Annotated in this window: 26 protein-coding genes; 11 read left to right on the top strand and 15 right to left on the bottom strand. The window is 65.8% G+C overall.

Annotated features, from left to right (window positions below; translation table 11 throughout):
* Nucleotide 1 precedes the first annotated feature (1 nt).
* On the bottom strand, nucleotides 2–1,285 hold the full coding sequence (locus tag ACLV8F_RS11215; protein ID WP_411884301.1) for a c-type cytochrome: 1,284 nt from the start codon (nucleotides 1,283–1,285) through the stop codon (nucleotides 2–4).
* Nucleotides 1,282–2,070, bottom strand: a complete 789-nt coding sequence (locus ACLV8F_RS11210) for a c-type cytochrome (RefSeq protein WP_411884300.1) — start codon at nucleotides 2,068–2,070, stop codon at nucleotides 1,282–1,284. The genes ACLV8F_RS11215 and ACLV8F_RS11210 overlap by 4 nt, the downstream gene beginning before the upstream one ends.
* Before the next feature lie 142 nt (nucleotides 2,071–2,212).
* Here ACLV8F_RS11210 and ACLV8F_RS11205 point away from each other — a divergent pair, with 142 nt between their 5' ends.
* On the top strand, nucleotides 2,213–3,676 hold the full coding sequence (locus ACLV8F_RS11205; protein ID WP_411884299.1) for a PLP-dependent aminotransferase family protein: 1,464 nt from the start codon (nucleotides 2,213–2,215) through the stop codon (nucleotides 3,674–3,676).
* Nucleotides 3,677–3,692: 16 nt separating this feature from the next.
* Here ACLV8F_RS11205 and ACLV8F_RS11200 read toward each other — a convergent pair whose 3' ends face one another.
* The 4 genes from ACLV8F_RS11200 to ACLV8F_RS11185 all read right to left on the bottom strand — a co-directional run bounded on the left by ACLV8F_RS11200 (nucleotide 3,693) and on the right by ACLV8F_RS11185 (nucleotide 7,066).
* Nucleotides 3,693–4,091, bottom strand: coding sequence for a hypothetical protein (locus tag ACLV8F_RS11200; protein ID WP_411884298.1), 399 nt, complete (start codon nucleotides 4,089–4,091; stop codon nucleotides 3,693–3,695).
* A 115-nt stretch (nucleotides 4,092–4,206) separates the two neighbouring features.
* Nucleotides 4,207–4,977 carry an alpha/beta fold hydrolase gene (locus tag ACLV8F_RS11195; RefSeq protein WP_411884297.1) on the bottom strand — a complete coding sequence of 257 codons (771 nt, stop codon included), beginning with the start codon at nucleotides 4,975–4,977 and terminating at the stop codon, nucleotides 4,207–4,209.
* Complete coding sequence (locus ACLV8F_RS11190) at nucleotides 4,974–6,074, bottom strand: M14 family zinc carboxypeptidase (RefSeq protein WP_411884296.1); 1,101 nt, start codon at nucleotides 6,072–6,074, stop codon at nucleotides 4,974–4,976. Before ACLV8F_RS11190 ends, ACLV8F_RS11195 begins: the two co-directional genes overlap by 4 nt.
* A gap of 107 nt (nucleotides 6,075–6,181) precedes the next feature.
* A complete protein-coding gene (locus ACLV8F_RS11185) occupies nucleotides 6,182–7,066 on the bottom strand; it encodes a LysR family transcriptional regulator (RefSeq protein ID WP_411884295.1) in 885 nt (294 codons plus the stop codon).
* A gap of 73 nt (nucleotides 7,067–7,139) precedes the next feature.
* Here ACLV8F_RS11185 and ACLV8F_RS11180 point away from each other — a divergent pair, with 73 nt between their 5' ends.
* On the top strand, nucleotides 7,140–7,733 hold the full coding sequence (locus ACLV8F_RS11180; protein WP_411884294.1) for an N-acetyltransferase family protein: 594 nt from the start codon (nucleotides 7,140–7,142) through the stop codon (nucleotides 7,731–7,733).
* On the opposite strand, the gene ACLV8F_RS11175 is transcribed toward ACLV8F_RS11180, so the two are convergent.
* Nucleotides 7,730–7,987, bottom strand: coding sequence for a 2Fe-2S iron-sulfur cluster-binding protein (locus ACLV8F_RS11175; RefSeq protein ID WP_411884353.1), 258 nt, complete (start codon nucleotides 7,985–7,987; stop codon nucleotides 7,730–7,732). The two genes, ACLV8F_RS11180 and ACLV8F_RS11175, sit on opposite strands and share 4 nt — an antisense overlap.
* A gap of 256 nt (nucleotides 7,988–8,243) precedes the next feature.
* Between ACLV8F_RS11175 and ACLV8F_RS11170 the strand changes: the two genes are divergently transcribed.
* The 5 genes from ACLV8F_RS11170 (at nucleotide 8,244) to ACLV8F_RS11150 (ending at nucleotide 12,784) form a co-directional block, all read left to right on the top strand.
* Nucleotides 8,244–8,765: an N-acetyltransferase family protein gene (locus ACLV8F_RS11170; protein ID WP_411884293.1), complete on the top strand. Its 522-nt coding sequence runs from the start codon at nucleotides 8,244–8,246 to the stop codon at nucleotides 8,763–8,765.
* Between the two features lie 34 nt (nucleotides 8,766–8,799).
* The gene (locus ACLV8F_RS11165) at nucleotides 8,800–9,180 is read left to right on the top strand and encodes a DUF2946 family protein (RefSeq protein WP_411884292.1); all 381 of its coding nucleotides are present in this window, start codon (nucleotides 8,800–8,802) and stop codon (nucleotides 9,178–9,180) included.
* An 82-nt stretch (nucleotides 9,181–9,262) separates the two neighbouring features.
* Nucleotides 9,263–11,599: a TonB-dependent receptor gene (locus tag ACLV8F_RS11160; protein WP_411884291.1), complete on the top strand. Its 2,337-nt coding sequence runs from the start codon at nucleotides 9,263–9,265 to the stop codon at nucleotides 11,597–11,599.
* A 47-nt stretch (nucleotides 11,600–11,646) separates the two neighbouring features.
* Nucleotides 11,647–12,222, top strand: a complete 576-nt coding sequence (locus tag ACLV8F_RS11155; RefSeq protein ID WP_411884290.1) for a YcnI family protein — start codon at nucleotides 11,647–11,649, stop codon at nucleotides 12,220–12,222.
* Between the two features lie 58 nt (nucleotides 12,223–12,280).
* Nucleotides 12,281–12,784 carry a copper chaperone PCu(A)C gene (locus ACLV8F_RS11150; protein ID WP_411884289.1) on the top strand — a complete coding sequence of 168 codons (504 nt, stop codon included), beginning with the start codon at nucleotides 12,281–12,283 and terminating at the stop codon, nucleotides 12,782–12,784.
* Here the strand turns inward: ACLV8F_RS11150 and ACLV8F_RS11145 are convergent.
* Complete coding sequence (locus ACLV8F_RS11145; RefSeq protein WP_411884288.1) at nucleotides 12,781–13,941, bottom strand: helix-turn-helix domain-containing protein; 1,161 nt, start codon at nucleotides 13,939–13,941, stop codon at nucleotides 12,781–12,783. The two genes, ACLV8F_RS11150 and ACLV8F_RS11145, sit on opposite strands and share 4 nt — an antisense overlap.
* Nucleotides 13,942–14,011: 70 nt before the next feature.
* Nucleotides 14,012–14,398: a fluoride efflux transporter CrcB gene (gene crcB / locus ACLV8F_RS11140; RefSeq protein ID WP_411884287.1), complete on the bottom strand. Its 387-nt coding sequence runs from the start codon at nucleotides 14,396–14,398 to the stop codon at nucleotides 14,012–14,014.
* A gap of 47 nt (nucleotides 14,399–14,445) precedes the next feature.
* Between crcB and ACLV8F_RS11135 the strand changes: the two genes are divergently transcribed.
* On the top strand, nucleotides 14,446–15,162 hold the full coding sequence (locus ACLV8F_RS11135) for an aspartate/glutamate racemase family protein (RefSeq protein WP_411884286.1): 717 nt from the start codon (nucleotides 14,446–14,448) through the stop codon (nucleotides 15,160–15,162).
* Between the two features lie 18 nt (nucleotides 15,163–15,180).
* Here the strand turns inward: ACLV8F_RS11135 and ACLV8F_RS11130 are convergent, their stop codons facing one another.
* The 3 genes from ACLV8F_RS11130 to ACLV8F_RS11120 are packed head-to-tail and all read right to left on the bottom strand — an operon-like array spanning nucleotide 15,181 to nucleotide 18,003.
* Nucleotides 15,181–16,476 (bottom strand): TRAP transporter large permease, encoded by a 1,296-nt coding sequence (locus tag ACLV8F_RS11130; protein WP_411884285.1) that lies wholly within the window; start codon nucleotides 16,474–16,476, stop codon nucleotides 15,181–15,183.
* 19 nt (nucleotides 16,477–16,495) lie between these two features.
* Entirely contained in the window at nucleotides 16,496–17,005 is a 510-nt protein-coding gene (locus ACLV8F_RS11125; RefSeq protein WP_411884284.1) for a TRAP transporter small permease, read from the bottom strand.
* A gap of 2 nt (nucleotides 17,006–17,007) precedes the next feature.
* Nucleotides 17,008–18,003, bottom strand: coding sequence for a TRAP transporter substrate-binding protein (locus ACLV8F_RS11120; RefSeq protein WP_411884283.1), 996 nt, complete (start codon nucleotides 18,001–18,003; stop codon nucleotides 17,008–17,010).
* A 195-nt stretch (nucleotides 18,004–18,198) separates the two neighbouring features.
* Here ACLV8F_RS11120 and ACLV8F_RS11115 point away from each other — a divergent pair, with 195 nt between their 5' ends.
* From ACLV8F_RS11115 to ACLV8F_RS11105, 3 genes are all read left to right on the top strand, one after another.
* Nucleotides 18,199–18,747 carry a winged helix DNA-binding protein gene (locus tag ACLV8F_RS11115; protein ID WP_411884352.1) on the top strand — a complete coding sequence of 183 codons (549 nt, stop codon included), beginning with the start codon at nucleotides 18,199–18,201 and terminating at the stop codon, nucleotides 18,745–18,747.
* 18 nt (nucleotides 18,748–18,765) lie between these two features.
* Nucleotides 18,766–22,377, top strand: coding sequence for a hydantoinase B/oxoprolinase family protein (locus ACLV8F_RS11110; protein WP_411884282.1), 3,612 nt, complete (start codon nucleotides 18,766–18,768; stop codon nucleotides 22,375–22,377).
* Nucleotides 22,378–22,485: 108 nt separating this feature from the next.
* Nucleotides 22,486–23,031: a DinB family protein gene (locus tag ACLV8F_RS11105; protein ID WP_411884281.1), complete on the top strand. Its 546-nt coding sequence runs from the start codon at nucleotides 22,486–22,488 to the stop codon at nucleotides 23,029–23,031.
* A gap of 49 nt (nucleotides 23,032–23,080) precedes the next feature.
* On the opposite strand, the gene ACLV8F_RS11100 is transcribed toward ACLV8F_RS11105, so the two are convergent.
* The 3 genes from ACLV8F_RS11100 to rfaE1 form a co-directional block, all read right to left on the bottom strand.
* Nucleotides 23,081–23,617 carry a ComEA family DNA-binding protein gene (locus ACLV8F_RS11100; protein ID WP_411884280.1) on the bottom strand — a complete coding sequence of 179 codons (537 nt, stop codon included), beginning with the start codon at nucleotides 23,615–23,617 and terminating at the stop codon, nucleotides 23,081–23,083.
* 142 nt (nucleotides 23,618–23,759) lie between these two features.
* Nucleotides 23,760–24,764, bottom strand: a complete 1,005-nt coding sequence (rfaD, locus tag ACLV8F_RS11095) for an ADP-glyceromanno-heptose 6-epimerase (protein ID WP_411884279.1) — start codon at nucleotides 24,762–24,764, stop codon at nucleotides 23,760–23,762.
* A gap of 36 nt (nucleotides 24,765–24,800) precedes the next feature.
* The gene (rfaE1, locus tag ACLV8F_RS11090; protein WP_411884278.1) at nucleotides 24,801–25,736 is read right to left on the bottom strand and encodes a D-glycero-beta-D-manno-heptose-7-phosphate kinase; all 936 of its coding nucleotides are present in this window, start codon (nucleotides 25,734–25,736) and stop codon (nucleotides 24,801–24,803) included.
* Nucleotides 25,737–25,741: the final 5 nt, after the last annotated feature.

Below are 25,741 nucleotides of genomic sequence, written 5' to 3'. Positions count from 1 at the left end.
ACTATTTCGAACTCGCCCGTATCCGGTTCACTTCCAGCGGCGTGATCTCACTGGCACGGTTGCCCCACGACTGCCTGATGTGCGTGAGCACCAGTCCCATGTCGGCGTCGTTGAGCACCAGCACAAAAGGCGGCATGCCGAAGGGCCGCGGGTTGCCGGCGGTGGCGGGCGCGTAGCCCCCGTTGAGGACGATCTGCACCAGGTTGACGGCCTGGCCCATGGTAACGGCGCGGTTGCCTGCGAGCGCCGGGTAGGCGTTGGGGATGCCTTCGCCCTTGCCGCCGTGGCATTGCGCGCAGTGCTGTTCATAGAGCTTGGCGCCGCGCGTCACCGAATCGCCTTGCGTGATGATGGCCACCGGCGCGGGCGGCTCGGCGCGCGTGCCCGGCAGTTCCTTGAGGAATTGCGCCATCGCGCCCAGGTCCTGGTCGTTCAAATACTGCGTGCTTTGCTGCACCACTTCGGCCATCGGGCCGGTGACCGAGGCGCGCGGCGAGACGCCGTTTTTCAGCAGGCTCACGATGTGCTGCCGGTCCCAGTCGCTCACGCCGGCTTCGTAGGGCGAGGTCAGCGATGGCGCATACCAGTTCTGCATGGGGATCAGGCCGCCGGCCAGGTCCAGGCCCTGGTCGCTGGCGCCCAGCGCATTGCGCGCCGTGTGGCAAGCCGCGCAGTGGCCCAGGCCCTTGGCCAGGTAGGCGCCGCGGTTCCATTCGGCGCCGCGGGCATTGTCGGGTTCGTAGACGCCGGGGCTGAAGTACAACGCGCGCCACACGGCCAGCGCGGCTTGCGACTGGTAGGGAAAGCGCAGCGCGTGCGGCAGGTTGGGCGCCACCACGGGGGGCAGGCTGCCCAGGTAGGCGAACAGCGCGTCCGAGTCCTCGCGCGTCACCTGGGTGTAGCTGGTGTAAGGGAAAGCGGGATACAGCAGCCGGCCGTTTTTGGAGCGGCCGTTGTGCATGGCGCGCCAGAAGTGCGCCGACGACCAGGTGCCTATGCCGGTCTTGTCGTCGGGCGTGAGGTTGGAAGTGAACACGGTGCCGAAGGGCGTGGCGATGCCGCGCCCGCCCGCATAGGCCTGCCCGCCTTGCGCGGTGTGGCAGGTCTGGCAGTTGCCGGCGCGCGCCAGGTAAGCGCCGCGCGCGATCAGGCTGTCGCTGGGCGCGGCGTTGGCCACCGGCGCTTTTACGTCGACCTCGTCGCGCACGTTGAGCGCCCAGACCAGTGCGCTGCCGCCCACGGCAAGCACCGCCAGGGCGATGGCCACTTTAAAACTTGTTCTCATTTCTGCGCCTTCACGGGGGCTGGGGAGGGCACCGCCGGCGCAGGCGCGCTGCCGCAGGTGATGGCTGTCGCGCCGGCTGCCAGCGGCGGCAGGCTGGTGGCCGGTTTGGTGCTGGCGGGCAGCGGCTGGGCGGCTGCCCAGCTGGCCACGGCGTTGATGTCTTCCAGGGTGAGGCGGGCCACCACCTCTTTCATGCAGTCGGGCGCGTGCGCGCGGCGCGTGCCGGCCTTCCAGGCGCCCAGCTGCGCATTGAGATAGTCGCGCGGCAGGCCCAGCAGGCCCGGGATACCGGGCGCCACGCCGGTCATGGCCTGGCCGTGGCATTGCACGCAGGCCGGCAACTGGCGCGCGGCGTCGCCTTCAAGCACAAGCTGGCGGCCGTGGCGCAGCACTTCGGGCGCGGCGGCGGCGGGCAGCGGGGCCGGGTAGGGCACTTCCAGCTGCGAGAAATAGGTGGCGATTTCCATCAGATAGGCATCGCTGAGCGGCGCGATCAGCTGCGTCATCAAGCCGTAGTGGCGGCGCCCGTCGCGGAAATTGAGCAACTGGTTGTAGAGGTAGCCGGCCGGCTTGCCCGCCAGCCGCGGGTAATAGCCGTCAGGCGCGGCGCGGCCCTGCTGCCCGTGGCAGGCGGTGCAGGCCATGGCGCGCTGGGCGATGGTGTCTTCAAAAGGCGGCGTGGCGGCGCTTGCGGCGCCGGCCCAGGCCAAAGCGGCCAGCCATGCGAGCCGGGCCAGCAGGCGCGGCAGCCTCGGCAACGGGCGTTCAAAACAGGTCTGTTCCATGGGCTCATCATGCCCCACATGGGCCGCCGGTGTAAGCATCAGTTGCCGACGAAAAAAGCGTATCAGATGAAAAAAAGTAGAAAATAACGGTATCAGATTGGTGCATCGCACCGGTTAATGCCGAGTGGTCCCACGCACACCCATGAAACGCTACGAACAACTGGTCGAACTGCTGGCCGCCGATATCCGCACCGGCCTCCTGGCCCCGGGCACCCGCCTGCCGTCGATACGCACGATCACGGCGCAGCACGGCCTGAGCGCCTCCACCGCTTTCAAAGCCTATTACCGGCTCGAGGAAAAAGGCCTGGTGCGCGCCCAGCCGCGATCCGGTTATTACGTGACGGCTTCGGCCATGCAGCAACTGGCGGCGCCCGCACGCGGCGCCGTTGACGGTAAAGCCGGCAAGATGGGCAAGGCGGCCCGGGTGGCGCCCCGCCCGGACGTCAGCGAGCTGGTGTTCGCGGTGCTGGGCGCGGCGCAGGACCCGGCCATAGTTCCCCTGGGTTCGGCCTTCGCGGCGCCGGGGCTGTTTCCGCTGCAGCGACTGGGCAAGTCGCTGGCCCGCAGTTCGCGCTTCATCCAGGGCCCCGATACCGTGGCCAGCCTGCCGCGCGGCGATGAAGGCCTGCGCGGGCAGATCGCGTTGCGCTACCTGGCCATGGGCATGGCGCAGCCGGCCGAGGAGCTCATCGTCACCCATGGCGCGCTGGAAGCGCTCAACCTGTGCCTGACGGCGGTGGCGCAACCCGGTGACCTGGTGGCGGTCGAGTCGCCCGGCTTTTACGCCAGCCTGCAGGCGCTGGAGCGGCTCAAGATGAAGGCGCTGGAAATCCCGGTGCACCCGCAGGACGGGCTGGACCTGGCCGCGCTGGCCGACGCGCTGCAGCGCCACCCGGTCAAGGCCTGCTGGTTCATGACCTCTTTCCAGAACCCCACGGGTGCCAGCCTGCCGCTGGAAAAAAAGAAGGCGCTGGTCGCGCTGCTGGCCGCCCGCGACATTCCGCTGATCGAAGACGACGTGTACGCCGAACTCTACTTCGGCCACCGCGGCTTTTTGCCGGCCAAGGCGTTTGACCGCAAGGGTCTGGTGATGCATTGCAGCTCTTTCAGCAAGACGCTGGCGCCCGGTTACCGCGTGGGCTGGGTGTCGCCGGGGCGCTTCGGCCAGCAGATAGAGCGGCTCAGGCTGATGACCACGCTGTCGGCCAGCCTGCCAGCGCAGCTGGCGATTGCCGATTATTTGCAGTACGGCGGTTACGACAAGCACCTGCGCAAGTTGCGGCATTCGCTGGAGTCGCAGCTGTCCAGCCTGCTGGCCGCCATCGCCCGCCATTTCCCGGCGGACGTGCGCGTCTCGCGCCCCGCGGGCGGCTATTTTGTGTGGGTGGAATTTGCCGAAGGTTTTGACGCGCTGGCCCTGCACCAGGCGGCGCTGGAGCACGGCATCGGCGTGGCGCCGGGGCCGGTGTTTTCAGCGCGCCGCAATTTCCGGCATTGCGTGCGGCTGAACTATGGGCATCCGTGGAGCGATCGTTTTGAAGCGGCAATGCAAACCTTGGGCATGCTGGTCCGGCAGCAAAGCCCGTACGCCGACGCTCCGCGTTAAGCGATGGTGGCCTGGCCTACTTGTGCTTGTCAGGCAAAGCTCGCACGCAGGCGACAAAGTGGTCCCAGCTGGCCTGCACTTCCTTGACGCGCACGCCCTTGTCCAGCACCGCGCCGCAGGCGGCTTCAGCGCGCCGCACCACCTTGGTCAGTGCGCTGGCGGGCAGGGGCGGGATCTGCGCGCGCAGGTTGTCGGCCTTGTGGCGCATCTGGCTGATGGCGTCCTTGGCCAGGGTCTTGTTGCCGGCGCAGGCGATCATGCCGATCATTTCCGCCATTTCACCGAAGGCCGGGTCCAGGTTCCAGAGGGCGGCCGTGCCCAGCGCCAGCACCCACAGGCGCTTGTTGCGAGCCGGCGCGGCCGGGGCCTGTGTGCCATCCATGGGCGGGGATTCGGGGGGGAGGGGAGTCTTCATGGCTGTCATGTCTTGTATAGACAAGGCCTGATTTTGCCTGAGGCGGCTTGCCTCGTCGGCTGGCACGGCCAAAAACCGGTTTGCCGCCAAGGGAAACCCGCCGCAAGCGGGAAATTCAACTGTCTCCCATCCAGCGGCCTATGCGGCGGCAGGCCCAGCCCGCGTCGTCATGTGGCAGGTCGTGGCCGGCCCAGGGGTGCTCGTGGTAAGTGGCTTTCCAGGCCTGGGCCAGGCGGGCCGAGCAGCGCGGGTGCACCAGCTGGTCGGCGGCCGAGGACAGCACCAGGACCGGGCAGGCCGGCGGCCCGTCCGCCGTGAACGCCGCCGCAGCCTTGAGCTGGCGCCAGGCATTGGCGGCGCTCACGGGCGCGTCCTGGCGGATCTGCGTCCATGCGGCGAGGTCCTGCTCCAGCGAGGCTGAGCGGTTGCAGGTGATGCGGTGGATGATGCGCTCGGCCTGTTCGGCATGGCCGGCACGGCCCCAGCGCGCGGCCACCAGCGCCAGCGGCAGCCAGTTGGCCGGGCGCAGGCGATCGATGGCGCTGCCTGTCGGGCGCATGCTGGTATTGATCAGCACCAGCCGCTCCACCTCTTGCGGATGCCGCAGCGCCCAGTCGGCGGCCACCATGCCGCCCAGCGACATCGCCACCAGTTTGTAAGGCGGAGCCACGCCGCGGGCCTGCAGTTGCGCGCGAACAAAGTCCGCCATGTCGCGCACGGTGGCCGGCGAGTCTTCGCGGCAGAAGGTGCCGTTGCCCGGCAGGTCCAGCGCCAGCACCTCGGTGGCCGCGCCGGCCGGGCCCGGCAGGCTGCGGGCCAGCCGCTCCGCGAAGTCGCCCCAATGCCGCGCCTCGCGCGTCAGGCCCCTGAGCAGCACCCAGCTCATGCGGGCACCCGCCTGGGCCGCCAGTGCGCCGTGGCCAGCCGCGTGAGCTCGGCGCGCCGCTCACCCAGGGGCAGCCAGTTCGGCGCGGCAAAGGCGGCGCGCGTGAGGAAGTCCAGCAAATCCGCATGGCGGCGCAGCACGCGCTTGGTGCGGTGCGCCTTCATGGGGTTGAAGATGCCGTGCCGCGAAAACAGCTGGCGCGGGTTCTTGCGTATCCACAGCCAGGACCCGAGCTCCAGCGTCATCGGCAGGAAGACGTTGCGCGAAGGCGCGTGGTCGTAAGCGTGGTCCCAGAGGTCGCCGTGCAGCAGGTACTGGTTGCTCTGCGGCTCGAAGCTGTAGGCGTGGTGCGGGTGCGACTGCGCCAGCATGGTTCGCAGCGCGAACATCTCGGGGAGGTGCGGCATCAGCCGGCGCGTCTTGGCATACGGAAACCACAGGCTGTCGTCAAAGCCGTAACCCGAGTGGCAGTCCAGCGCCAGGCTGAAGGGGCGGCTGGCGAGCTGCTCGTGCACCACGCGCAGCAGCGCGGCGCTCTCGGCCTGCATGGGCGTGCCGGGCCGGCCGCAATACCAGGGCAGCGAGGGGCTCAAGGTCTGCCCGCCCGCGAGGAAGGGCACGTGGCCCTCGGCGCGCTGCGGCGCATTGCGCATCAGGTCTACGCCCTGCGGGTTGGCGCGCTTGTGCGCCCACATGCCGCCGGGGTTCACGATGGGCATGAACACCAGCCGGATTTTTTCGAGCTGGCGGTGCAGCAGCTCGTCCCACTCCAGGCGAAACAGCAGCGCGCGCAGGTAGTGCAGGATCAGCTGCGTGCCGATGCGCTCCAGCCCGTGGATGCCGCCGAAGAAGCCGACGGCCGGCGCAGAGGGGTCGCGCGAACCTATGCTGGCGGTGTAGAGCGGAAACGAGGGCCCGGCCGTGTGCGCCTCGGCCACGACGTCCACGTCGAAATGGCCGCCGCCTGCCAGCAAGATCGCCTTGAATTCTTCCATTTCCGGGAAACTCGCGGCCGCGTCGCGCGCCGGTGTCAGGCTGTAGGGGCTGTGCAGGCTGCGCGGACTTTTTGCGGTAACTGTCGGTAGCGGGATTTCCATCCCGGCAATGCTGGCACAGTTGTTTGACGGCACGCTACATGGCGCGCAGCTTTTTTGTATCGAATGTGGGTTCGGTAGCGAAAACGGCTTAAGGCTGGGCAAGGCGTTCAGTTTTTAGTTCGCTGCTCAATCGCCGAGATCACCTGGCGCATGGCCTTGTTGACCGGCTTGTCACCGCGCATGACCAGCGCCAGCGTTCTCTGCAATCTCGGGTAAAGCGGGTGCACCACCAGTTCGGGGTGCTGGCCCGGGCCGGTGACGGCCATGGCCGGCAGGATGCTGCAGCCCAGGCCCGCGGCGACCATTTCCTTGATGGCTTCCACGCTGCCCAGTTCCATCACGGGCTTGGGGGCGTGGCCCGCGTCGCGAAACCACTGGTCGATGATCACACGCGTGTTGGCCGCGGGCTCGAAGAGCACGAGTTCGCGTTTGGCCAGAAAAGCCGGCGTGATTCTGGCGGGCAGCGGCGCTTCACGTTTGGAGGCGATCGCGACAAATTCATCGTTGAGCAGCGGTGTCGTGACCAGTGCGCGGCGCTTGACGGGCAGGGTCACCAGCGCCAGGTCCAGCGTGTTGCCCTCCACCGCCTTGACGAAATCGGCCGTGTTGCCGGTGCTGACCACCACACTGAGTTTGGGAAAGCGGATGCGCAGCGAGCGCAGGATTTGCGGCAGCAAGTAGAGGCAGGCCGTGGCGCCGGTGCCCAGCGTCACCCGGCCTTCGACGTTGGACGAGTGCGAAGCCATGGCGGCCATCACGCCGTCGACCGCAGTGTTGACCTGCTGTATTCCCGCCAGCAAATCCAGCCCGGCCGGCGTTGGCGTGGCGCGTCGCGCCACGCGCTCCACCAGGCGCAGGCCCAGGCGCTGCTCCAGTTGCCGGATCTGCAGGCTCACTGCCGGCTGCGACAGGCCCAGCCTTTCAGCCGCGCCCGAGAAGCTGCCGGTTTCGATGATGAGCGCGTAGGTGCGCAAATGGTCCAGGTTGAGCATGCAAAGAAATTCTAATGAAAATCATAAGATTTGACATATTTACTTATGCATGGCCTTGCGTGACCATGGTGGCATGCAGCTTTTTTCAGAGACCCATTCTTCCCATGCGCTCCACACGGCGGGCGCCCTGTCCATCCACCCCTGCGCGGAGAGCGACATCCCGGCGATCCAGGCCATCTACGCCCATTACGTCGCCACCAACCTGGCGACCTTTGAACTCGAACCGCCCAGCGTGCAGCAGATGCTGGCGCGCCGCGCCGACATCCTGCGCGGCGGCTATCCCTACCTGGTGGCGCGCCTGGGCGGGGAGGTGGCGGGTTACGCCTATGGCGGCGCATACCGGTCCCGGCCGGCCTATCGCCACACCGTGGAAGACTCGATTTACGTCGCGCCCGGCATGCGCCAGGGCGGCGTCGGCAGTGCCTTGCTGCGCGAGTTGATCCGGCAGTGCGAGGCGCGCGGCTTCCGGCAAATGGTGGCCGTGGTCGGCAACAGCGCCAACACCGGCTCGCTGCGGGTGCATGAGGCGCAGGGCTTTACGCGTGTCGGCACGCTGGGCTGTGTCGGCTACAAGTTCGGCGAGTGGGTGGACACGGTGCTGATGCAGCGCGAATTGGGCGAGGGCGCGGCGTCGCCCGGAGGCTTGCCGGCGGCCCTGGCGGCTTAATAATCCGCCGGCGCGATCACCAGATCCGACAGCGGATAGGCCACGCAGGGCAGGATGTAGCCCGCCTGCTTTTCTTCGGCACTCAGGCCCGGCCATTCGATGCGGTAGGCTACCTGTCCGCCGGCCAGCCGTCGGATGCAGGTGCGGCAGGTTCCGTTGCGGCAGGAACTGGCCAGGTTCAGCCCGGCCAGCTCGGCTGCCTCCAGCAGCGGCAGCACGGCCGGCGCGTCAAAAACGGGGCCGTCCGGCGCCATGCGCGCGTTGAACACCCGGTTTTCTTGTTCGGTTTCTTTTGCTGGAAGCGGCTGGGAAGCCGGTGCTGGTGGGCCGCTGGCGGGCATGGGATGAGAGACCTGGGGGTGGGGAAATCTGCGGGAAGACGAAAGGGATGTGGGTTGAATTTACCGCAGAAGCGCCCCGAGGCCGCCCATGAAAGGCGCAGGCCGCGATTTGCGCGACAATTCTGCTCCCCCCGAACATTTCCCGTACCGATTCACAAGCGAATTTTTCATGTCCAGTTATTCCGTCCGCCACGCCACGTCCCGCGATGCCAAAGCCATTGCCGAAATCCATGTCGCCACCTGGCAGGCCGCCTACAAAGACCTCATGCCCGAGGAATACCTCAGCAAGATCACCGTGGAAAAACGCCAGGCCTACTGGCGCGAGGCCATCGAATTCAGCGAGCCGCAACTGCTGGTGGCCACCGAAGGCGACCAGATTGTGGGTTTTGTCGGCTTCGACCGTTCCCGCGACGCCGGTACCAAATCCACCGTCGGTGAAATCTGGGCGCTCTACGTGTCGCCCGAACACTGGGGCAAAGGCGCGGGCCTGGCCCTCTGGGACGGCGCACGCGAAGGCCTGAAGGAAGAAGGTTGCACCCAGGTCACGCTGTGGGTGTTGTTGCGCAATGAACGCGCACTGCGGTTTTATGAACAGGCCGCGGGTTTCAAGCGCGAGATGCCTTCGCTCAAGACGGTGTCGTTTGGGAGTGTGAAGCTTGAAGAGATTCGGCTTAAGCGGGCGGTGGATTGAGCCGGAGCGAGACCCGGCCTGCCATAATTGCCCCGTGCCCCACCACCCCGCCTCCCGCCTGACCCTGCCCGTATGGGAACGCCTTGCCGCCTGGCTGGCTTTCCTGGCTGTGCTGTCGGCGCTGTGGGCGCCGGTGTCCATGCTGGCGCAGGACGTGCAAACCGGCAAGCTGGGCGGCATCTGCAGCGTCAACGTCGCTTCTTCCCATACCGACGGTAATGCTGCCGACGGCGATGCGGGACCCACCGGCCTGCGCTGCGACCTCTGCGGCTCGCTGGGACTGGTGCTGCCGCCTTTGCCGGCGGCCGCTTCACCTTGCTTTGCCGGCACCGCTGTTGCCGTGGCGGATGTCCCGGCAGCCGCCGGCGCCGCCGTTCCCGGGCTGCCCTTTAGCCGCGGCCCTCCCGCACTCTGACCTGAACCGCCTCGCCTGAGGCATTCCCGCGCGCGGGCCTGACGGCTTGCGCGTCCGTTCATTTTCAGAGTGTGAGTTTTTCATGAACCTTTCCCGCACACCGTGCGCGCTCGCCTGGCGCGGCGCCACCGCGCTGGCATTCCCCTTGGCGGCATTCGCGCAGGCGCCTGCCGACGCACCGGCCAGGTCGCTGGGCGTCGTCACCGTCAACAGCGGCCAGCCGACTTCCCTGCCCACGCAAATCCCGACGACGCTTGAAGGCATCACGCGCGAGCAAATCGAACAAACCATCAACGCCACCGACAGCGAAGACGCGCTCAAGTATTTCCCCAGCCTGCTGGTGCGCAAGCGCTACATCGGCGACTACAACCACGCCATCCTGTCCAGCCGGGCCTCTGGCACCGGCAACAGCGCGCGCTCGGCGGTCTATGCCGACGGCATCCTGCTGTCCAACTACCTGGGCAACGGGATTGCCAACGGCACCAACTACGCGCCGCGCTGGGGCCTGGTCACGCCCGAGGAGATCGAGCGGGTCGACGTGCTTTACGGCCCGTTTTCGGCGGCTTACCCGGGCAATTCGGTGGGCGCGGTGGTGGACTACGTCACGCGCATGCCGGCGAAGTTCGAGGCGCACGCCAAGCTCAGCGGCTTCACGCAGGACTTCAAGCTCTACGGCACCAGCAGCAGTTTCAGCGGCAGCCAGGCCAGCGCCTCGCTGGGCAGCCGCAACGGCGACTGGTCGTGGTTCATCAACGCCAACCGCACCGAAAGCGCCGGCCAGCCGCTGACCTTTGCCACACGCACGCTGAGCACCGCTGCGCCCGCGCCGGGCGCCACGGTGGTGAGCGGCGCGGTGCCCGGCCTGAACACACGCAATGTCCCCTGGCTGCTGCTGGGCGGCGCCACGCAGTATGAGACGCGGCAGGAGCATCTCAAGCTCAAAGTGGCCTACGATTTTTCCTCCACCGTGCGCGCCAGCTACACGCTGGGCTACTGGAAGAACGATGCTGAAAACCGTTCGCAGAGTTATTTGCGCAATGCGGCGGGCGCGCCGGTGTACAGCGGCAATGTCAGCATCGACGGGCGCGGCTACACGCTGGCGGCGAGCGATTTTGGCGTCAGCAACGAAGCGCTGGTGCATGTCATGCACGGCCTGTCCGTCAAGTCGAACACACAGGGCACCTGGGACTGGGAAGTCGCGGCCAGCTTGTACGACTACCAGAAGGACCAGGTGCGCGCCGCCACCAGCGTGCAACCGGGCGCGCTGAATGGCGGCGCCGGCACGCTGCAAGACCAGGACGGCACCGGCTGGAACACGCTGGCCTTCAAGGGTATCTGGCGGCCCGACGGCATCAAGGGCGCACACATCGTGGACTTCGGCTTCCAGCAGGACAGCTACACGCTGCGTATCCTCAAATCCAATACTGCCAACTGGCTCAATAGCGGGCCGGGCAGCGCCGCCAGCGACGTGGGCGGCAAGACGCGGCTGCGCAGCGTCTACGCGCAGGATGCCTGGGCCTTTGCGCCCCGGTGGAAGACCGTGCTGGGCGCGCGCCTGGAAAACTGGACGGCTTCCAGCGGCTTCACCAGCTTTGGCGCGGGCAACCCGGCCAACACCGGTTATGCGGCGCGCAGTGACAACGCGATCTCGCCCAAGGCGGCGCTGTCTTACCAGTGGTCGGCCGACACCACGCTGAAAGCTTCCGCCGGGCGCGCCGTGCGTTTCCCGACGGTGGGTGAACTCTACGGCGCAACGGCCACCGTCAATTCGCAGTACATCAACGACCCGAATTTGCGGCCCGAGAAATCCTGGACGACGGAGCTGACGGCGGAAAAAGACCTGGGCAATGCCTTGCTGCGCCTGACCTTCTTCACCGAGAACGTGCGCGACTCGCTGTATTCACAGACCACCTTCGACCCGGTGGCCAACGCCAACATCAGCCGCGTGCAAAACGTCGGGCGCATCAAGACACAGGGCGTGGAAGTGGCTTTCAGCGGCAACGACGTGCTCAAAAAAGGGCTGGACCTGAGCGGCAGCGTGACCTACGCTGATTCACGCATCAAGGACAACAAAGGCTTTGTGGCGGTGGCCGGCGACACACTGGGCAAATACCAGCCGCGCGTGCCGGTATGGCGCGCGACGGCCCTGGCCAGCTACCGCTTCGACGCGGCCTGGACGGCCACCGTGGGCGCGCGCTACAGCGGCACGCAGTTCTCCAGCCTGGACAACAGCGACGTGAACGGTTTTGCCTACCAGGGCACCAGCAAGTACTTCACCACCGACGTGCGCGTGCGTTACCAGGTCAACAAGCAGTGGAGCGCGGCGGTCGGCATCGACAACCTGAACAACTACCAGTACTGGAACTTCCACCCCTATCCGCAGCGCACCTTCATGGCTGAACTCAATTTCAGCCTTTGACGCCGCCGCTTTCCGCTTTTAATTTTTATCGCCACCAAGGACGAACCATGAAACACCCCAACGCTTTTAAAACCATCGCCGCCTGCGCGCGCCCCTGCCTGGCAGGCGCCCTGTTCCTTGCGGCCTCGCTGCCTGCCGCAGCCCACGTCACGCTGGAATACCAGGTGGCCAATGCCGGCAGTTATTACAAGGGCACCTTCAAGGTCGGGCACGGTTGCGGCAGCTCGCCCGTCAAGCAGATCGTGGTGACGATTCCGGCCGGCGTGCAGGGCGCCAAGCCCATGCCCAAAGCCGGCTGGACGCTGGAAGTCACGCGCGAAAAACTGGCCCAGCCGCGTCAGGACCACGGAAAAACCATCACCGAAGAGGTGGCGCGCATCAGCTGGACGGCCAAAACCCCGGCCGACTATTTGCAGGACGACTGGTATGACGAGTTTGTGCTGCAAGCCAAACTGCCCGCGAAAGCCGGCATGTTGTACTGGCCGGTCCTGCAGGTTTGCGAAGGCGGCAAGGTCGACTGGGCGGAAGTGCCCAAGCCGGGCCAGAAACTCTCTGAGCTGAAAAACCCCGCCGCCGCGCTGGAACTGATGCCGACGGACGGTGGCGGTGAGCACAATCACTGAGCGCGCCGGCTGCTTACCGCTGTTAAATCCCATTCATCGCTTCAAGGAGCACTTCGACATGACATCCGCAAAATTTTCAAAGGCCGCACTGGCCTTCTCGTTGCTGCTGGGCAGCATGGCCGCCCTGGCGCAGGCCGCCGCCGTCCAGGTCGACGGCGCCTGGGCGCGCGCCACCGTGCAGGGGCAAAAGGGCACGGGGGCCTTCATGAGCCTCACCGCCAAGGACGCCACCCGGCTGGTCGGCGTGTCGTCACCGGTAGCGGGCGTGGCCGAGGTGCATGAAATGAAGATGGAAGGCGACGTCATGAAAATGCGCGCCGTGCCGGCACTTGATTTGCCCGCCGGCAAAAAGGTAGAACTCAAGCCGGGCGGTTACCACGTCATGCTGATGGACCTGAAAGCGCCGCTGGCCAAGGACAGCACCGTTCCCGTGACCCTGCTGTTCAAGGATGCCAAAGGTGTGGAAAGCAAGCTGGAGCTGAAACTGCCGGTGGCAACCGCGGCGCCGGGTGCGGCCGGCGGCACGGCTGAACACCAGCACCAGGGCGCGACCAAGCCTTAGCCGCGCTTGCCCGGCCCCAGCCGCCGGTACACCGTGGCCCGGCTCACGCCCAGGGCCCTGGCGGCCTGCAACACGTTGCCGCGCGCGTCGCTGACGGCCTTGCGGATCAGCGCGGTTTCCAGCTCCTTGAGCGGCCGGCCGGAGTCGCCCGAGGGCGGCAGCGGCAAGGACGCGGGCGCGGCATCCCGGCCTGGCATCACCGGCATCGCATGCAGGCGCAGGCCGGACCACAGCGGGGTTTCCAGCACGCCGCCGTTCGCGGGGCTGCGGCGCTGCGCCGCGTCAAACAGCATTTCAAAGGGCATGGCGAACAGCTCGCTGCAATGCGGCGCATCGCCGGCGGTGGTGCCCAGGCGCGGGAGCATTTGGCGCGCCGCCGGGTTGGCTCCGGTGATGCAGCCGTCGGCGTCCACGCAGACCAGGCCGTCGGTGTCGTCGCCCAGCACCCGGCCCGGCCAGTTGAGCCGGATCAAAAGGGCATGGGGCCGGCCCAGCGTGAGCGCGTTTTCGATGCTGCGCGCGGACTGGGTGACCAGGTGCTTGAGCTCGGGCCGTTCGGCGGCTTCGATGCCGGTCAGGTCCAGCATGCCGGCGCAGTGCCCGTCGGGGCCGAACAGCGGCGCGCCGGCGCAGCTGTAGACCGAGGTCGCGTTAAAAAAGTGTTCGCCCCGGTGCAGCCAGACCGGCTGCAGTTCGGTCAGCGCCGCGCCTATGGCGCTGGTGCCTATGCGCGATTCCGAGAGGTCGGTGCCTATGCGCGTGATCACGTCGGCGCGGCTGTCGCTGCGGTCTATGGCCCCGTTCACGTCGACCACGACGCCGGCCTGGTTGGTCAGGATGGCGAAGTAGCGGGTGTCGGCAATCGCGCGCCCCAGCCGTTCCAGCGCGGGTTTGGCGGCCTGAAGCAGCTGGTGGTTGGCGTCCTGGTGGCGCCGCATCGCCGCGGCCGGCACCATGTCGAAAGAGGGTGATTGCTCAGGGCGCTGGCCGTTGGCCAGGCAACGCAGCCAGGAGCGTTCTATCCAGCTTTCCAGGGGGGCGGCATCCGTGGGCTGGGTTTCGCCGTACAGCACTGCCTGGCGGGCGTGTCCTATGCGCGCCAGCCGGTCCTGGCCGCCGCCTGACGGTGCTGAATGAAAGGGAGTCATGGAAGCCATGGCCCATTGTGGCCAATTCCGGCGGCTTGCGGTAGCTGGGGTTTTTGCCCGGATGCGCCGTGAACCCGGGTCAGCGCGCGTTGGCGGCGATCAGGAACATGGCGGACTTCAGGCCGGCCACCGTCATCAGCAATGAACCCAGCACGTGCGCCGTGGCCGTGGCTGCCGCCAGGCCGTAGCGCGCGTCCATCAGGAAGATCACCACCTCGGCCGAGAACGAGGAAAACGTGGTCAGCCCGCCCAGGAAGCCGGTCACAAGCGCCAGGCGCCAGACCGGGTCCAGGTGGGGCATGGCCTGGAAGCCCGCGATGCAGACGCCGATCAAATAGCCGCCTATCAGGTTGGCCGCCAGCGTTCCCCAGGGGATAACGCCGCCTGGCGTGAGCCACAGGCTCAGGCCCCAGCGGGCCAGCGCGCCCAGCGAGGCGCCTATGGAGATGGCAATGACGGTGAACATGGCGTGTGTGGAAGGAGGGGCGTTGAGTTTGGCGGGACAATGCAGCCATGACTTTAACCGCTGCACCCGCCTACGGCGAGGCCCCGGGCTTCCTGGGCGTCGTGATGCTCGACACGCGCTTTCCCCGCCCGCCAGGCGACGTGGGCCACCCGGATGCTTTTGGCGTGCCGGTGCGCCGGCGCGTGGTGCAGGGCGCCTGGCCCGGCACGATTGTGCAGACCGCTGCCGGCCTGCGCGCCGCGGGTGTGGCGCCCGCCTTTGTGCATGCGGTGCAGGTGCTGGAGGCCGAAGGTGCGCGGGCCATCACCACGAGCTGCGGCTTCCTGGTGCTGCTGCAGGATGAGTTGCAAGCTGCGGCGCGTGTGCCGGTGGTCACCTCCAGCCTGCTGCAGTTGCCGGGGCTGCTGGCGCGCCAGCCCACGGTTGGGGTGCTGACCATCAGCGCGGCCGCGCTGGGCGCTGAACATTTGCTGGCGGCGGGCGTTCCGGTAAATCGCCTTGCGGACGTGGTGGTCCAGGGTGTGGCGCCCGCCGGAGAATTCGCGACGGCCATCCTGGGCAATCGCGACGCCATGGACCTCGAACGGGCCGGCCGGGATGTGGTGGAGGCGGCGATGGCGCTCAAGCAGCGTGAGCCTTTGTTGCAGGCCGTAGTGCTGGAGTGCACCAACATGCCGCCCTACCGGCAGGCCGTGGAAGCGGCCACAGGCCTGAAGACCTGGGCGCTGACGGACGACGAAAGCTTGCTTGGCCCGTGGAGATGAGTGGGCCGTGGCCGGCCCCTACATCTTGCCCGGCAGCCAGGTGGCAATCTGCGGGAAAAACCAGAGCAGCAACACCATGCCGCACATCAGGAAGAAAAACGGCAGGGTCACCCGCGCGATGTAGGTGATTTCTTTTTTGGTCATGCCCTGGAGCACAAACAGGTTGAAGCCCACGGGCGGCGTGATCTGCGCCATCTCCACCACGATGACGACGAAGATGCCGAACCAGATCAGGTCCAGCCCGGCGGCCTGCACCGTGGGCAGGATGACGCCCATGGTCAGCACCACCATCGAGATGCCGTCGAGAAAGCAGCCCAGCACGATGTAGAAGATGCTCAGCACGACGATGAGCATGAAGGGGCTCAGCCCCAGGCTGGAGACGAATTCAGCCAGGTGGCGGGGCAGCCCGATGTAGCCCATGCTCAGCGTCAGGAAGGCGGCGCCGGCCAGAATGAGCGCGATCATGCAGTACAGCCGCGTCGCGCCCAGCAGGGATTCCTTGAAAGTGCTCCAGCTCATGGACCGCTGCACGACGGCCAGCACGAGTGAACCGACGACGCCTATGGCCGCGGCTTCGGTCGCGGTGGCCACGCCGGTGTAGATGGAGCCCAGCACGGCACCGATCAGCAGTACGACCGGGATGAGGTGGCGCGACTCGTGGATTTTTTCGCCAAAAGTCATCGCGGCATCGGGCGGCGGGATCTTGCCCTTGTTCAGCAGCGCCCAGACGATCAGGTAGCCCGAGAACAGGGAGGCCAGCAGCAGGCCGGGAAAAACACCGGCTATGAACAGCCGGGCAATCGACACGTCGGCGCTGACGCCGTAGACGATCATGATGATCGACGGCGGGATCAGAAGGCCCAGTGTGCCGGCGCCCGCGAGGGAGCCTATGGTGATGTCTTCCGGGTAACCGCGTTTTGCCAGTTCCGGCAGCGTCATCTTGCCGATGGTGGCACAGGTCGCGGCCGAAGAGCCCGATACCGCGGCAAAAATGGTGCAGCCGATGACGTTGGTGTGCAGCAGGCCGCCAGGCAAGCGGCTGACCCAGGGCGCGAGGCCCTTGAACATGCTTTCGCTGAGCTTGGTGCGGAACAGGATTTCCCCCATCCAGACAAAAAGGGGCAGGGCCGTGAGCGTCCAGCTCGACGAAGACCCCCAGATGGTCACCGCCATGGCGTCGCCGGCGGCGCGTGAAGAGAACAGCTGCATGCCTATCCAGGCCACGCCCGACAGCGTGAGGCCGATCCAGACGCCGGAGCCCAGGATCAGGAAAAGCGAAAGGATCAGCAGCGAGGTAATGGCGAGATCGGACATGAAAATTCTTTGTTGTTATTTATTCGTGATGCAATGCTTCATCGCTGCCGGCCTGGGCGCGCTCGCCCCTGATTTCCAGCACCAGCTCGTCGATGAACGCGATCATCAGGATGACCGCGCCCACACCCATGGTGATCTGCGGAATCCACAGAGGCGTGGCGTCGTTGCCGGTGGAGATGTCGTGGTAGGCATAGGAGTTGACCGACAGCATGACGCTGTACCAGGCGAACAGCATGGAAAGCGCGGCGGCTGCGGCCAGGGCCCAGATTTCCAGCGCGCGCCGGGCAGTGCCTTTCAGTCCATTGAGGATCAGCGTGACGCGAATGTGTTCGCCCTTCTTGAGGGTGTGGGCCAGCGCCAGGAAGCCGCTGGCCGCCATGCAGTAGCCGGCATACATGTCGGTGCCGCGCAGGGACCAGGCGAACTGGCGGTCCAGCACGCCGGCCAGCACCGACACCAGCGTGCCGACCATGAACAGCGCCCCCAGCCATGCCGCGCCGTCGTACAGCGCATCGAGCATGCGGCGCATGTTTACTTCTTCGCCGCGTTGGATTTGTCGAAGGCCGACAGCAGGGCTTCACCCTCGGGGCCGGCGCGCTTGATCCAGTCGGCCTTCATGATGCCGCCCACCTGGCGCAGGTCCGCCACCAGCTTGGGAGAGGGCGTCATGATCTTCATGCCTTTTTCAGCCAGCGCTTTTTTGTAGAACTCGTTTTTTTCCTCGCTGACTTTCCAGCCGCGGATTTCAGCGTCGGCGGCGGCCTTCAGGACTGCGGCCTGGGTGGGCGCGTCCAGCGCGTCAAAGGCTTTTTTGTTGACGATGACGGCATTCTTGGGCAACCAGGCCTGCACGTCGTACCAGTACTTGATGCTCTCGTAGGTCTTGGTGTCGTAACCGGTCGATCCCGAGCTCATGTAGCTATTGACGACGCCCGTCGCCATGGCCTGGCTCAGTTCCGCCGCCTGCACCGTCACGGGTTGCGCGCCGACCAGTTCGGCGATTTTGCTGGTGGCCGGGCTGTAGGCGCGCCACTTCAGGCCCTTCATGTCGGCGACGGCGGTGATTTCCTTGTTGACGTAAATGCCCTGTGGGGGCCAAGCCACGGTATAGAGCAGCTTCATGCCTTGCGTGCCCAACAGCTTTTCAAGCGCCGGCTTTTGCGCTTCGGCCAGCTTGTGGGCCGATGCATAGCTGGAGGCCACAAAGGGCAGGCCGTCCGCGCCGTAAATCGGGTTTTCGTTTTCAAAGTTGACCAGCAGCACTTCGCCGATCTGGGCCTGGCCGCCTTGCACCGCGCGCTTGATTTCGTTGGCCTTGAACAGCGAGGCGTTGGCATGCACCGTGATCTTGAGCTTGCCGCCGCTGGCCTTGTCGACGTCGGCCGCGAACTGCGTGAGCGTTTCAGTGTGGAAATTGCTGGCCGGGTAGGCGGCGGGGAGGTCCCACTTGGTTTGGGCGAACGAGGCGCCGGCAGCCAGCAAGGCCGACGCGGCAAGTGCGGTGAGGGCGAAAGGACGAAGCTTCATGGGAACTCCAGGGGTTGTTTTCAGAAAGCGGAAAGTGGATGGACTGTAAGCCGCGGGTGGGCAATGATGATTGGTGTTTTCCCTAAATGTCAACATTTTGTTGATAAAACGTTATTCATCTGCCTACAATCTGCTGCATGCAACAACAATGCCAACTGGAGGCGAACCGTGTCCGCAAAACCGCTGGATAAGCCTGTGAAGGCCGAAAAAGCTGAAAAAGCCGAACGCTCCCCTCCGGCGGACCGCTCGCCCATTGTGTCGTCGGCCCATCTGGTGTCGCCGCAGAGTTCGGAGATGAGCGAATTCGAGTTCGGCCTGATCGTGGCCGGCAACGCCTTTCACCGCTGGATCGCGCACTGCATGAGTGCGGCGGGCCTGAAAGACCTGACGCCGCTGGACGTGCTGGTGCTGCACCACGTCACGCACCGCGCCAGGGACAAGCGGCTGGCCGACATCTGCTTCATCATGAATGTGGAAGACACGCACCTGATCAACTATTCCCTCAAGAAGCTGCAGAACCTGGGTGTCGTCGGCTCCAGCAAGAACGGCAAGGAAGTCACCTACGCCTCGACCGAATCCGGCCGGGCTTATGTGCAGCGCTACCGCGAGATCCGCGAGTCCTGCCTGATCAATGCGATGAATGCCGATGAGGGCCTGAACCGCGACATCGGCGAACTGGCACGCTTGCTGCGCGTGCTCTCGGGAATGTATGACCAGGCCGCGCGCGCCGCGGCTTCACTCTAATTAAGGAATGGCAAGGCAATGACCGAAAAACGATGGCAGTTCTGGATAGACCGCGGCGGCACATTCACCGACATCGTGGCGAAAAAGCCCGACGGCTCGCTGCTCACGCACAAGCTGCTGTCGGAAAACCCCGAGCAATACCGCGACGCGGCCGTGGCCGGCATACGCCACCTGCTGGGCCTCAAGCCCGGCGAGCCGATACGCGCCGACGTGGTCGACTGCGTGAAGATGGGCACCACGGTCGCCACCAACGCGCTGCTCGAGCGCAAGGGCGAGCCCACGCTGCTGGTGACCACGCGCGGCTTTCGCGATGCCCTGCGCATCGCCTACCAGAACCGCCCCCGGCTGTTCGACCGCCACATCGTGCTGCCTGAGCTGCTCTACAGCGCCGTGGTCGAAGCCCAGGAGCGCGTGGGCGCGCAGGGCGAGGTGCTGCAGGCGCTGGACGAAGCCCTGCTGAAAAAAGAACTGCTGGCCCACTACGAAAAGGGCCTGCGCAGCCTGGCCATCGTGTTCATGCACGGCTACCGTTTTACCGAGCACGAAAAGGCCGCCAAGCGCATCGCGGCCGAGGTGGGTTTCACGCAAATCAGCACCTCGCATGAAACCAGCCCGATGATGAAGTTCGTGAGCCGCGGCGACACCACGGTGGTCGACGCCTATCTCTCGCCCATCCTGCGCCGCTATGTGGAGCAGGTCGCCGCCGAGATGCCGGGCGTGCGCCTGTTCTTCATGCAGTCCTCGGGCGGCCTGACGGACGCGCATGTGTTCCAGGGCAAGGACGCCATCCTGAGCGGCCCGGCCGGCGGCATTGTGGGCATGGCCCGCACGGCGGCGATTGCCGGCCACGCCAAGGTCATAGGTTTCGACATGGGTGGCACCTCGACCGACGTGTCGCATTACGCCGGTGAGTTCGAGCGCGAGTTCGAGACGCAGGTGGCCGGCGTGCGCATGCGCGCGCCCATGATGAGCATCCACACCGTGGCGGCGGGCGGTGGTTCGCAGCTGAAGTTCGACGGTGACCGTTTTCGCGTGGGCCCGCAGAGCGCGGGCGCCAACCCCGGCCCGGCCAGCTACCGGCGCGGTGGGCGCCTGGCGGTGACGGATGCCAACGTGATGGTCGGCAAGGTCCAGCCGCGTTACTTTCCCAAGGTGTTCGGCCCCAATGCCGACGAGCCGCTGAGCTACGAGGCGGTCGAAACCCAGTTCAAGGAACTGGCCGGCCGGACCGGCCGCAGCGCCGAGGTGGTGGCCGAAGGTTTCATCAACATCGCGGTGCAGCAGATGGCCAACGCCATCAAGAAGATTTCGGTCGCGCGCGGCTACGACGTGACGCGCTACACGCTGCAGTGTTTCGGCGGCGCGGGCGGGCAGCATGCCTGCCTGGTGGCCGACGCGCTGGGCATGACCAAAGTGTTTGTGCACCCGCTGGCGGGTGTGCTGAGCGCCTACGGCATGGGCCTGGCCGACCAGAACGTGATCCGCGAGCAGGCGGTGGAGTTGAAGCTCTCCGCCGCCGCCTTGCCCGAGATTGCCGGCAAGCTCGAGGACCTCGCCGCGCATGCAGGGGCTGAGCTGCAGCGCCAGCAGGTCAGCACCGGAAGCATCACCACCCACAGGCGCGTGCACGTGCGCTATGAGGGCAGCGACTCCGCGCTGATTGTTCCCTTCGGCACGCTGGACCAGATCGAGGCCGGCTTTGAGGCCGCCTACCGCCAGCGCTTCGCCTTTTTGATGCAGGGCAAAGGCCTGGTGGTGGAGGCGGTGTCGGTCGAGGCCGTGGTCGCGGGCGATGCGCCCGCCGAGCCGCGCCATGCCACGCACGAGCCGCGCGAAGTGCCGCGCCGGGAAACCGTGCGCATGTATTCGGGCGGCCAGTGGCACGATGCGGCCCTGGTGGTGCGAGAGGATTTGCGGCCCGGCGACATCATCTCGGGCCCGGCCATCATTGCCGAGAAAAATGCCACCACGGTGGTCGAACCCGGCTGGGAAGCGGCGCTGACGGCGCTGGACCACCTGGTGCTGGACCGCCGGGCCGAGCGCGCCGTGACCTTCGCGGCCGGCACCACGGTGGACCCGGTGCTGCTGGAGGTCTTCAACAACCTCTTCATGAACATCGCCGAGCAGATGGGCCTGCAGCTGCAGAACACCGCCTACTCGGTCAACATCAAGGAGCGGCTGGACTTCAGTTGCGCGCTCTTCGACACCGAAGGCAACCTGATCGCCAACGCGCCGCACATGCCGGTGCACCTGGGCTCCATGGGCGAGAGCATCAAGACGGTGATCCGCGAGAACGCCGGCAGCATGCAGCCGGGCGACGTCTATGTGCTGAACGACCCCTACCACGGCGGCACACATTTGCCCGACATCACGGTCATCACGCCGGTCTACCTGGGCACCGCCACGCAGCCGACGTTTTATGTGGGATCGCGCGGCCACCATGCGGACATAGGAGGCATCACGCCGGGCTCCATGCCGCCGTTCTCGACGCTGATCGAGGAAGAGGGCGTGCAGATCAACAACGTCAAGCTCGTCGAGCGCGGCGTGCTGCGCGAAGCGGAAATGATCGCGTTGCTGAAAAGCGGCAAATACCCCAGCCGCAACCCGCAGCAAAACATGGCCGACCTGAAGGCGCAGATCGCCGCCAATGAAAAAGGCGTGCAGGAGCTGCGCAAGATGGTCGACAGCTTCAGCCTCGAAGTGGTGCTGGCCTATATGCGCCACGTGCAGGACAACGCCGAGGAATCGGTGCGCCGTGTGATCACGCGCCTCAAGGACGGCGAATTCACACTGCCGCTGGACAACGGCGCGCAGATCAAGGTGGCGATTCGCGTCAATGCCAAGGGCCGCAGCGCCGAGATCGACTTCAGCGGCACCTCGGCGCAGCAGAGCAACAACTTCAACGCGCCGACGGCGGTGTGCATGGCGGCGGTGCTGTACGTCTTCCGCACGCTGGTGGACGACGACATCCCGCTGAACGCGGGCTGCCTGAAGCCGCTCAAGGTCATCATCCCGGCGGGCTCCATGCTCAATCCGAACCCACCGGCTTCAGTGGTCGCGGGCAACGTCGAGACCTCCACCTGCATCACCAACGCGCTGTACGGCGCGCTGGGCGTGATGGCCGCCAGCCAGTGCACCATGAACAATTTCACCTTCGGCAATGCGCGCCACCAGTACTACGAAACGATTTCGGGCGGCTCGGGCGCGGGCGGCAAGCTCGACGAAGCCGGCCAGCTGGTGTCGGGCTTTGACGGCACCAGCGTGGTCCAGACCCACATGACCAATTCACGGCTGACCGACCCCGAGGTGCTGGAGTTCCGCTTCCCGGTGCGGCTGGAGAGTTATGAGATCCGCGAGAATTCTGGCGGCGCGGGCCGCTGGCACGGCGGCAACGGAGGCGTGCGCCGCGTGCGCTTCCTCGAAGCCATGACGGCCAGCATTTTGTCCAACGGCCGCAAGCACGGCGCCTTCGGCATGGCCGGCGGCGAGCCGGGGCAGGTCGGGCAGAACGTCGTGGTGCGGGTTGATGGACAGATCGAGGCCTTGGGCCATATCGGGCAGGCCGATATGCAGCCGGGCGACGTGTTTGAAATTCACACGCCGGGCGGCGGCGGATTCGGCAAGCTGTAACCACCCCCATGCAGGCTTACTGCGTGTAGCAAGCGCTGAAGGCAGAGGCAAAATGCGGCTGCAAGGTGATCAACGGATCTCAACCGCCATTTTTTTGGAGCCTCTTTTATGGCCGATGCGTTTTGCGACAACTACCGCTTTCTGGCCCGCTACAACCGCTGGATCAACGAGCGCCTGTACGCGGCCTGCGAGGCTTTGACGGATGAAGCGCGCAAGCAGGAGCGCGGTGCTTTTTTCGGCTCGATTCACCGCACGCTGGGCCACCTGGTGGTGGCCGACCAGGTCTGGCTCAGGCGCTTTGCGCAGTGTGGCGTTGACAACGCCATCGTCTTCGCGTCGCTGGGCCCGGACGTGCTGGACATGCCCGAGGCCTACACGCTGGACATGGTGTTGTTCGAAGATTGGGCGGACCTGAAGGCCAAACGCGCGCAACTTGACGCCGCCATTGAGCAGTGGGCCGCCGACATGCCGGACGCCTATCCGCAATTCACCATGCGCTACGCCAATTCAAAAGGCGTGCAGCGCGAGCATGCGGCCTGGAAGGCGATCACACACTTCTTCAACCACCAGACGCACCACAGGGGCCAGGCGACTACGCTGATCACGCAGGCGGGCGGCACGGTGGGCGTGACCGACCTGATCGCACTGCTGTAGCGGGCATGAAAAAACCCGCGCAAGGCGGTTTTTTTGTGGAGCGGGCCGTTTACTTTTTGGCGGCGCTTGCGGCGGGCTTGGCGGCCTCCACCTTGACTTCGGTTTTGGTTTCCTTCTTGGACGTCACGGCTGCCTTGGCATCCTTGGCCGTTTCTTTCACGGCGTCTTTGGTGGCGACGGCCGCGCCCTTGACGGCGTCCTTGGTGGCCACTGCGGCGTCCTTGGCTTTTTCCGTCACGGGCTTGTCGGTTTTCTTGTCTGCTTTGGCGTCGGCCTTGGCCTCCACCTTGGCTTTTGCCTTGGCATCCGCGGCACCCGCGCCGGTGTAGGCGGCGCCGCCGACGGTCAGGCCCGCGGCGGAAAATTCGGCCGCGCGTTTTGGGCCAACGCCTTTGACGCGGGTAATGAAGTCTTCCCAGTTTTTGAATTCGCTCTTCTTGCGTTCGGAAATGATCAGCTTGGAGGTGGCGGGGCCGATGTGTTTAACGCTGTCGAGTTCGGCCTCGCTGGCTTTGTTGACATCGACGGCGGCGAAGGCCGCGGCGAGCGACATGGCGGCGAAAAACGCCAGGACTTTTTTGAACATGGGAAAGCTCCTCAAGGTTGGATGAGACGGCGCGTGATGCATCCCGGTAAACAGGGATGCTGCTTTGACAACGGCCTGGACTCACCCGGGGTTGACTGTCCCCGGAGCGCTTTGAGATGGGGAAACCCTAGGGGCCTGGGTCTCAGTTATTTGCCGCCAGCCACTGCATGTAAGCAGTGACACCCGTTTGCACGTCGGCGAAAGCATGGTCGCAACCGGCCGCGCGCAGCGCGCGTGGGTCGGCCTGGGTGTAGCTCTGGTATTTGCCGACGAGCGCGGGCGGGAAGGCAATGTAGTCGATCATGCCGCCGCGCACGGCTTCTTCAAGGCTCAAGGGCGCGGCATTCTGCCCCTTGCGCAGGGTGTTCACGACGGCGATGGCCACATCGTTGAAAGGCTGCGCCTTGCCGGTGCCGAGGTTGAAGATGCCGGACTTGCCGGGATTGTCGAAAAACCAGAGGTTCACGGCCACCACGTCGTCGATGAAGATGAAGTCGCGCATCTGGCCGCCGGCGCCGTAACCGCCGTATTCGCCGAAGAGCTTGACCTTGCCCTCGGCCTGGAACTGGTTGAACTGGTGGAAGGCGACGCTGGCCATGCGGCCCTTGTGCTGCTCGTGCGGCCCATACACGTTGAAATAGCGAAAGCCCGCGACCTGGGTGGTGGCGTTCTCGAACCGGGCGCCGAGCTCGCGCCGCAGGCGCTGGTCGAACAGCAGCTTGGAGTAGCCGTAGACGTTGAGCGGGCGCTCGAACTCGGGCGACTCGGTGAAGGTGTCCGAGCCGCCGTAGGTGGCGGCCGACGAGGCGTAGAGCAGGCGAGTGCCCTGGTCCTGGCAGGCATGGAACAACTCGCAGGACAGCGTGTAGTTGTTGTCCATCATGTACTTGCCGTCGGCTTCCATGGTGTCGCTGCAGGCGCCTTCATGGAACACCGCCTCGACCTCGCCGTAAGCGCCTTCGGCGAACAACTCGTAAAAGTCGTCGGCGTCGACGTAGTCGGCGATCTTCAGGCAGGCCAGGTTGCGGAACTTGTCGCCATGCGTCAGGTCGTCGACGGCGATGATGTCGTCGATGCCGCGGGCGTTGAGGCCCTTGATGATGTTGCTGCCGATGAAGCCGGCGGCGCCGGTGACTACGATTTTCATGATGAATCCTTGACGTGCGCTGTGATGCGCGATGGCTCAGTGCGCGGCGAACAGCTCGCTGTAATTGACGGTGGCGGTGCCGAACTTGCCGACCACGATGCCGCCCGCGCGGTTGGCAATCGGCACGGCGTCGCGCAGGCGCATGCCGGTGGCGGTCATGGCGGCCAGCGTGGCGATCACGGTGTCGCCGGCGCCGGTCACGTCGAACACTTCGCGCGCGACGGCGGGAACGTTGAGCTCGCCCTCGGCGTCGAACAGGGTCATGCCCTCTTCGCTGCGTGTCAGCAGCAGGGCTTCCAGGTTAAGTGCCGCGCGCAGGTTGTGGGCCTTGGCGCGCAGGTCGGCTTCGCTGCTCCAGGTGCCGATCACATGCTCAAGCTCGGCACGGTTGGGTGTGATGACGCTGGCGTTTTTGTAGCGCGCGTAGTCCGCACCCTTGGGATCGACCAGCACCATCTTGCCGGCGGCGCGGGCCTGGGAGATCATCAGGACGATGTGCGCGAGGCCGCCCTTGCCGTAGTCGGAGAACAGCACGGCGTCGTGCTGTGGGTAGAGTTTTTCAAAGGTGGCGGACTGCGAGGCCAGCACTTCGTTTTCGGGCGTGTTCTCAAAATCCAGGCGTATGAGCTGCTGCTGGCGGCCGATGACGCGCAGCTTGACGGTGGTCTTGAGCTGCGCGTCGCGGCCGAAGTAGGGCGTGATGCCGGTCTTGGCGACCAGCGCTTCGAGCTGGTGGCTGGCTTCGTCGTCACCCACGACGCTCAACAGTGAGGACTGTGCGCCCAGCGTGACGATGTTGTAGGCCACGTTGGCGGCGGCGCCTATGCGCTCTTCGGTGCGCGTGACGCGCACCACCGGCACGGGCGCCTCGGGCGAGATGCGGTCCACCGCGCCGTACCAGTAACGGTCCAGCATGGCATCACCGACGACGAGGACGCGGGCTTTGGAAATCTTTTCAGGCGTCAATTGCATGCTCA

It is taken from the genome of Polaromonas sp. YR568 (assembly GCF_943369675.1).
In the GTDB taxonomy this organism is placed as follows: domain Bacteria; phylum Pseudomonadota; class Gammaproteobacteria; order Burkholderiales; family Burkholderiaceae_C; genus Polaromonas.
This window is presented reverse-complemented; position numbering and strand designations above follow the sequence as displayed.

Coding starts and splice junctions, on each gene's coding strand:
- ACLV8F_RS11120 (WP_411884283.1), bottom strand. CDS start 18,003: ATGAAGCTTCGTCCTTTCGCCCTCACCGCACTTGCCGCGTCGGCCTTG.
- rfaD (WP_411884279.1), bottom strand. CDS start 24,764: ATGAAAATCGTAGTCACCGGCGCCGCCGGCTTCATCGGCAGCAACATC.
- ACLV8F_RS11155 (WP_411884290.1), top strand. CDS start 11,647: ATGAAACACCCCAACGCTTTTAAAACCATCGCCGCCTGCGCGCGCCCC.
- ACLV8F_RS11210 (WP_411884300.1), bottom strand. CDS start 2,070: ATGGAACAGACCTGTTTTGAACGCCCGTTGCCGAGGCTGCCGCGCCTG.
- ACLV8F_RS11190 (WP_411884296.1), bottom strand. CDS start 6,074: ATGGAAATCCCGCTACCGACAGTTACCGCAAAAAGTCCGCGCAGCCTG.
- ACLV8F_RS11205 (WP_411884299.1), top strand. CDS start 2,213: ATGAAACGCTACGAACAACTGGTCGAACTGCTGGCCGCCGATATCCGC.
- ACLV8F_RS11200 (WP_411884298.1), bottom strand. CDS start 4,091: ATGAAGACTCCCCTCCCCCCCGAATCCCCGCCCATGGATGGCACACAG.
- ACLV8F_RS11180 (WP_411884294.1), top strand. CDS start 7,140: ATGCAGCTTTTTTCAGAGACCCATTCTTCCCATGCGCTCCACACGGCG.
- ACLV8F_RS11170 (WP_411884293.1), top strand. CDS start 8,244: ATGTCCAGTTATTCCGTCCGCCACGCCACGTCCCGCGATGCCAAAGCC.
- ACLV8F_RS11100 (WP_411884280.1), bottom strand. CDS start 23,617: ATGTTCAAAAAAGTCCTGGCGTTTTTCGCCGCCATGTCGCTCGCCGCG.
- ACLV8F_RS11130 (WP_411884285.1), bottom strand. CDS start 16,476: ATGTCCGATCTCGCCATTACCTCGCTGCTGATCCTTTCGCTTTTCCTG.
- rfaE1 (WP_411884278.1), bottom strand. CDS start 25,736: ATGCAATTGACGCCTGAAAAGATTTCCAAAGCCCGCGTCCTCGTCGTC.
- ACLV8F_RS11110 (WP_411884282.1), top strand. CDS start 18,766: ATGACCGAAAAACGATGGCAGTTCTGGATAGACCGCGGCGGCACATTC.
- ACLV8F_RS11145 (WP_411884288.1), bottom strand. CDS start 13,941: ATGGCTTCCATGACTCCCTTTCATTCAGCACCGTCAGGCGGCGGCCAG.
- ACLV8F_RS11185 (WP_411884295.1), bottom strand. CDS start 7,066: ATGCTCAACCTGGACCATTTGCGCACCTACGCGCTCATCATCGAAACC.
- crcB (WP_411884287.1), bottom strand. CDS start 14,398: ATGTTCACCGTCATTGCCATCTCCATAGGCGCCTCGCTGGGCGCGCTG.
- ACLV8F_RS11135 (WP_411884286.1), top strand. CDS start 14,446: ATGACTTTAACCGCTGCACCCGCCTACGGCGAGGCCCCGGGCTTCCTG.
- ACLV8F_RS11105 (WP_411884281.1), top strand. CDS start 22,486: ATGGCCGATGCGTTTTGCGACAACTACCGCTTTCTGGCCCGCTACAAC.
- ACLV8F_RS11215 (WP_411884301.1), bottom strand. CDS start 1,285: ATGAGAACAAGTTTTAAAGTGGCCATCGCCCTGGCGGTGCTTGCCGTG.
- ACLV8F_RS11175 (WP_411884353.1), bottom strand. CDS start 7,987: ATGGCGCCGGACGGCCCCGTTTTTGACGCGCCGGCCGTGCTGCCGCTG.
- ACLV8F_RS11125 (WP_411884284.1), bottom strand. CDS start 17,005: ATGCGCCGCATGCTCGATGCGCTGTACGACGGCGCGGCATGGCTGGGG.
- ACLV8F_RS11150 (WP_411884289.1), top strand. CDS start 12,281: ATGACATCCGCAAAATTTTCAAAGGCCGCACTGGCCTTCTCGTTGCTG.
- ACLV8F_RS11160 (WP_411884291.1), top strand. CDS start 9,263: ATGAACCTTTCCCGCACACCGTGCGCGCTCGCCTGGCGCGGCGCCACC.
- ACLV8F_RS11195 (WP_411884297.1), bottom strand. CDS start 4,977: ATGAGCTGGGTGCTGCTCAGGGGCCTGACGCGCGAGGCGCGGCATTGG.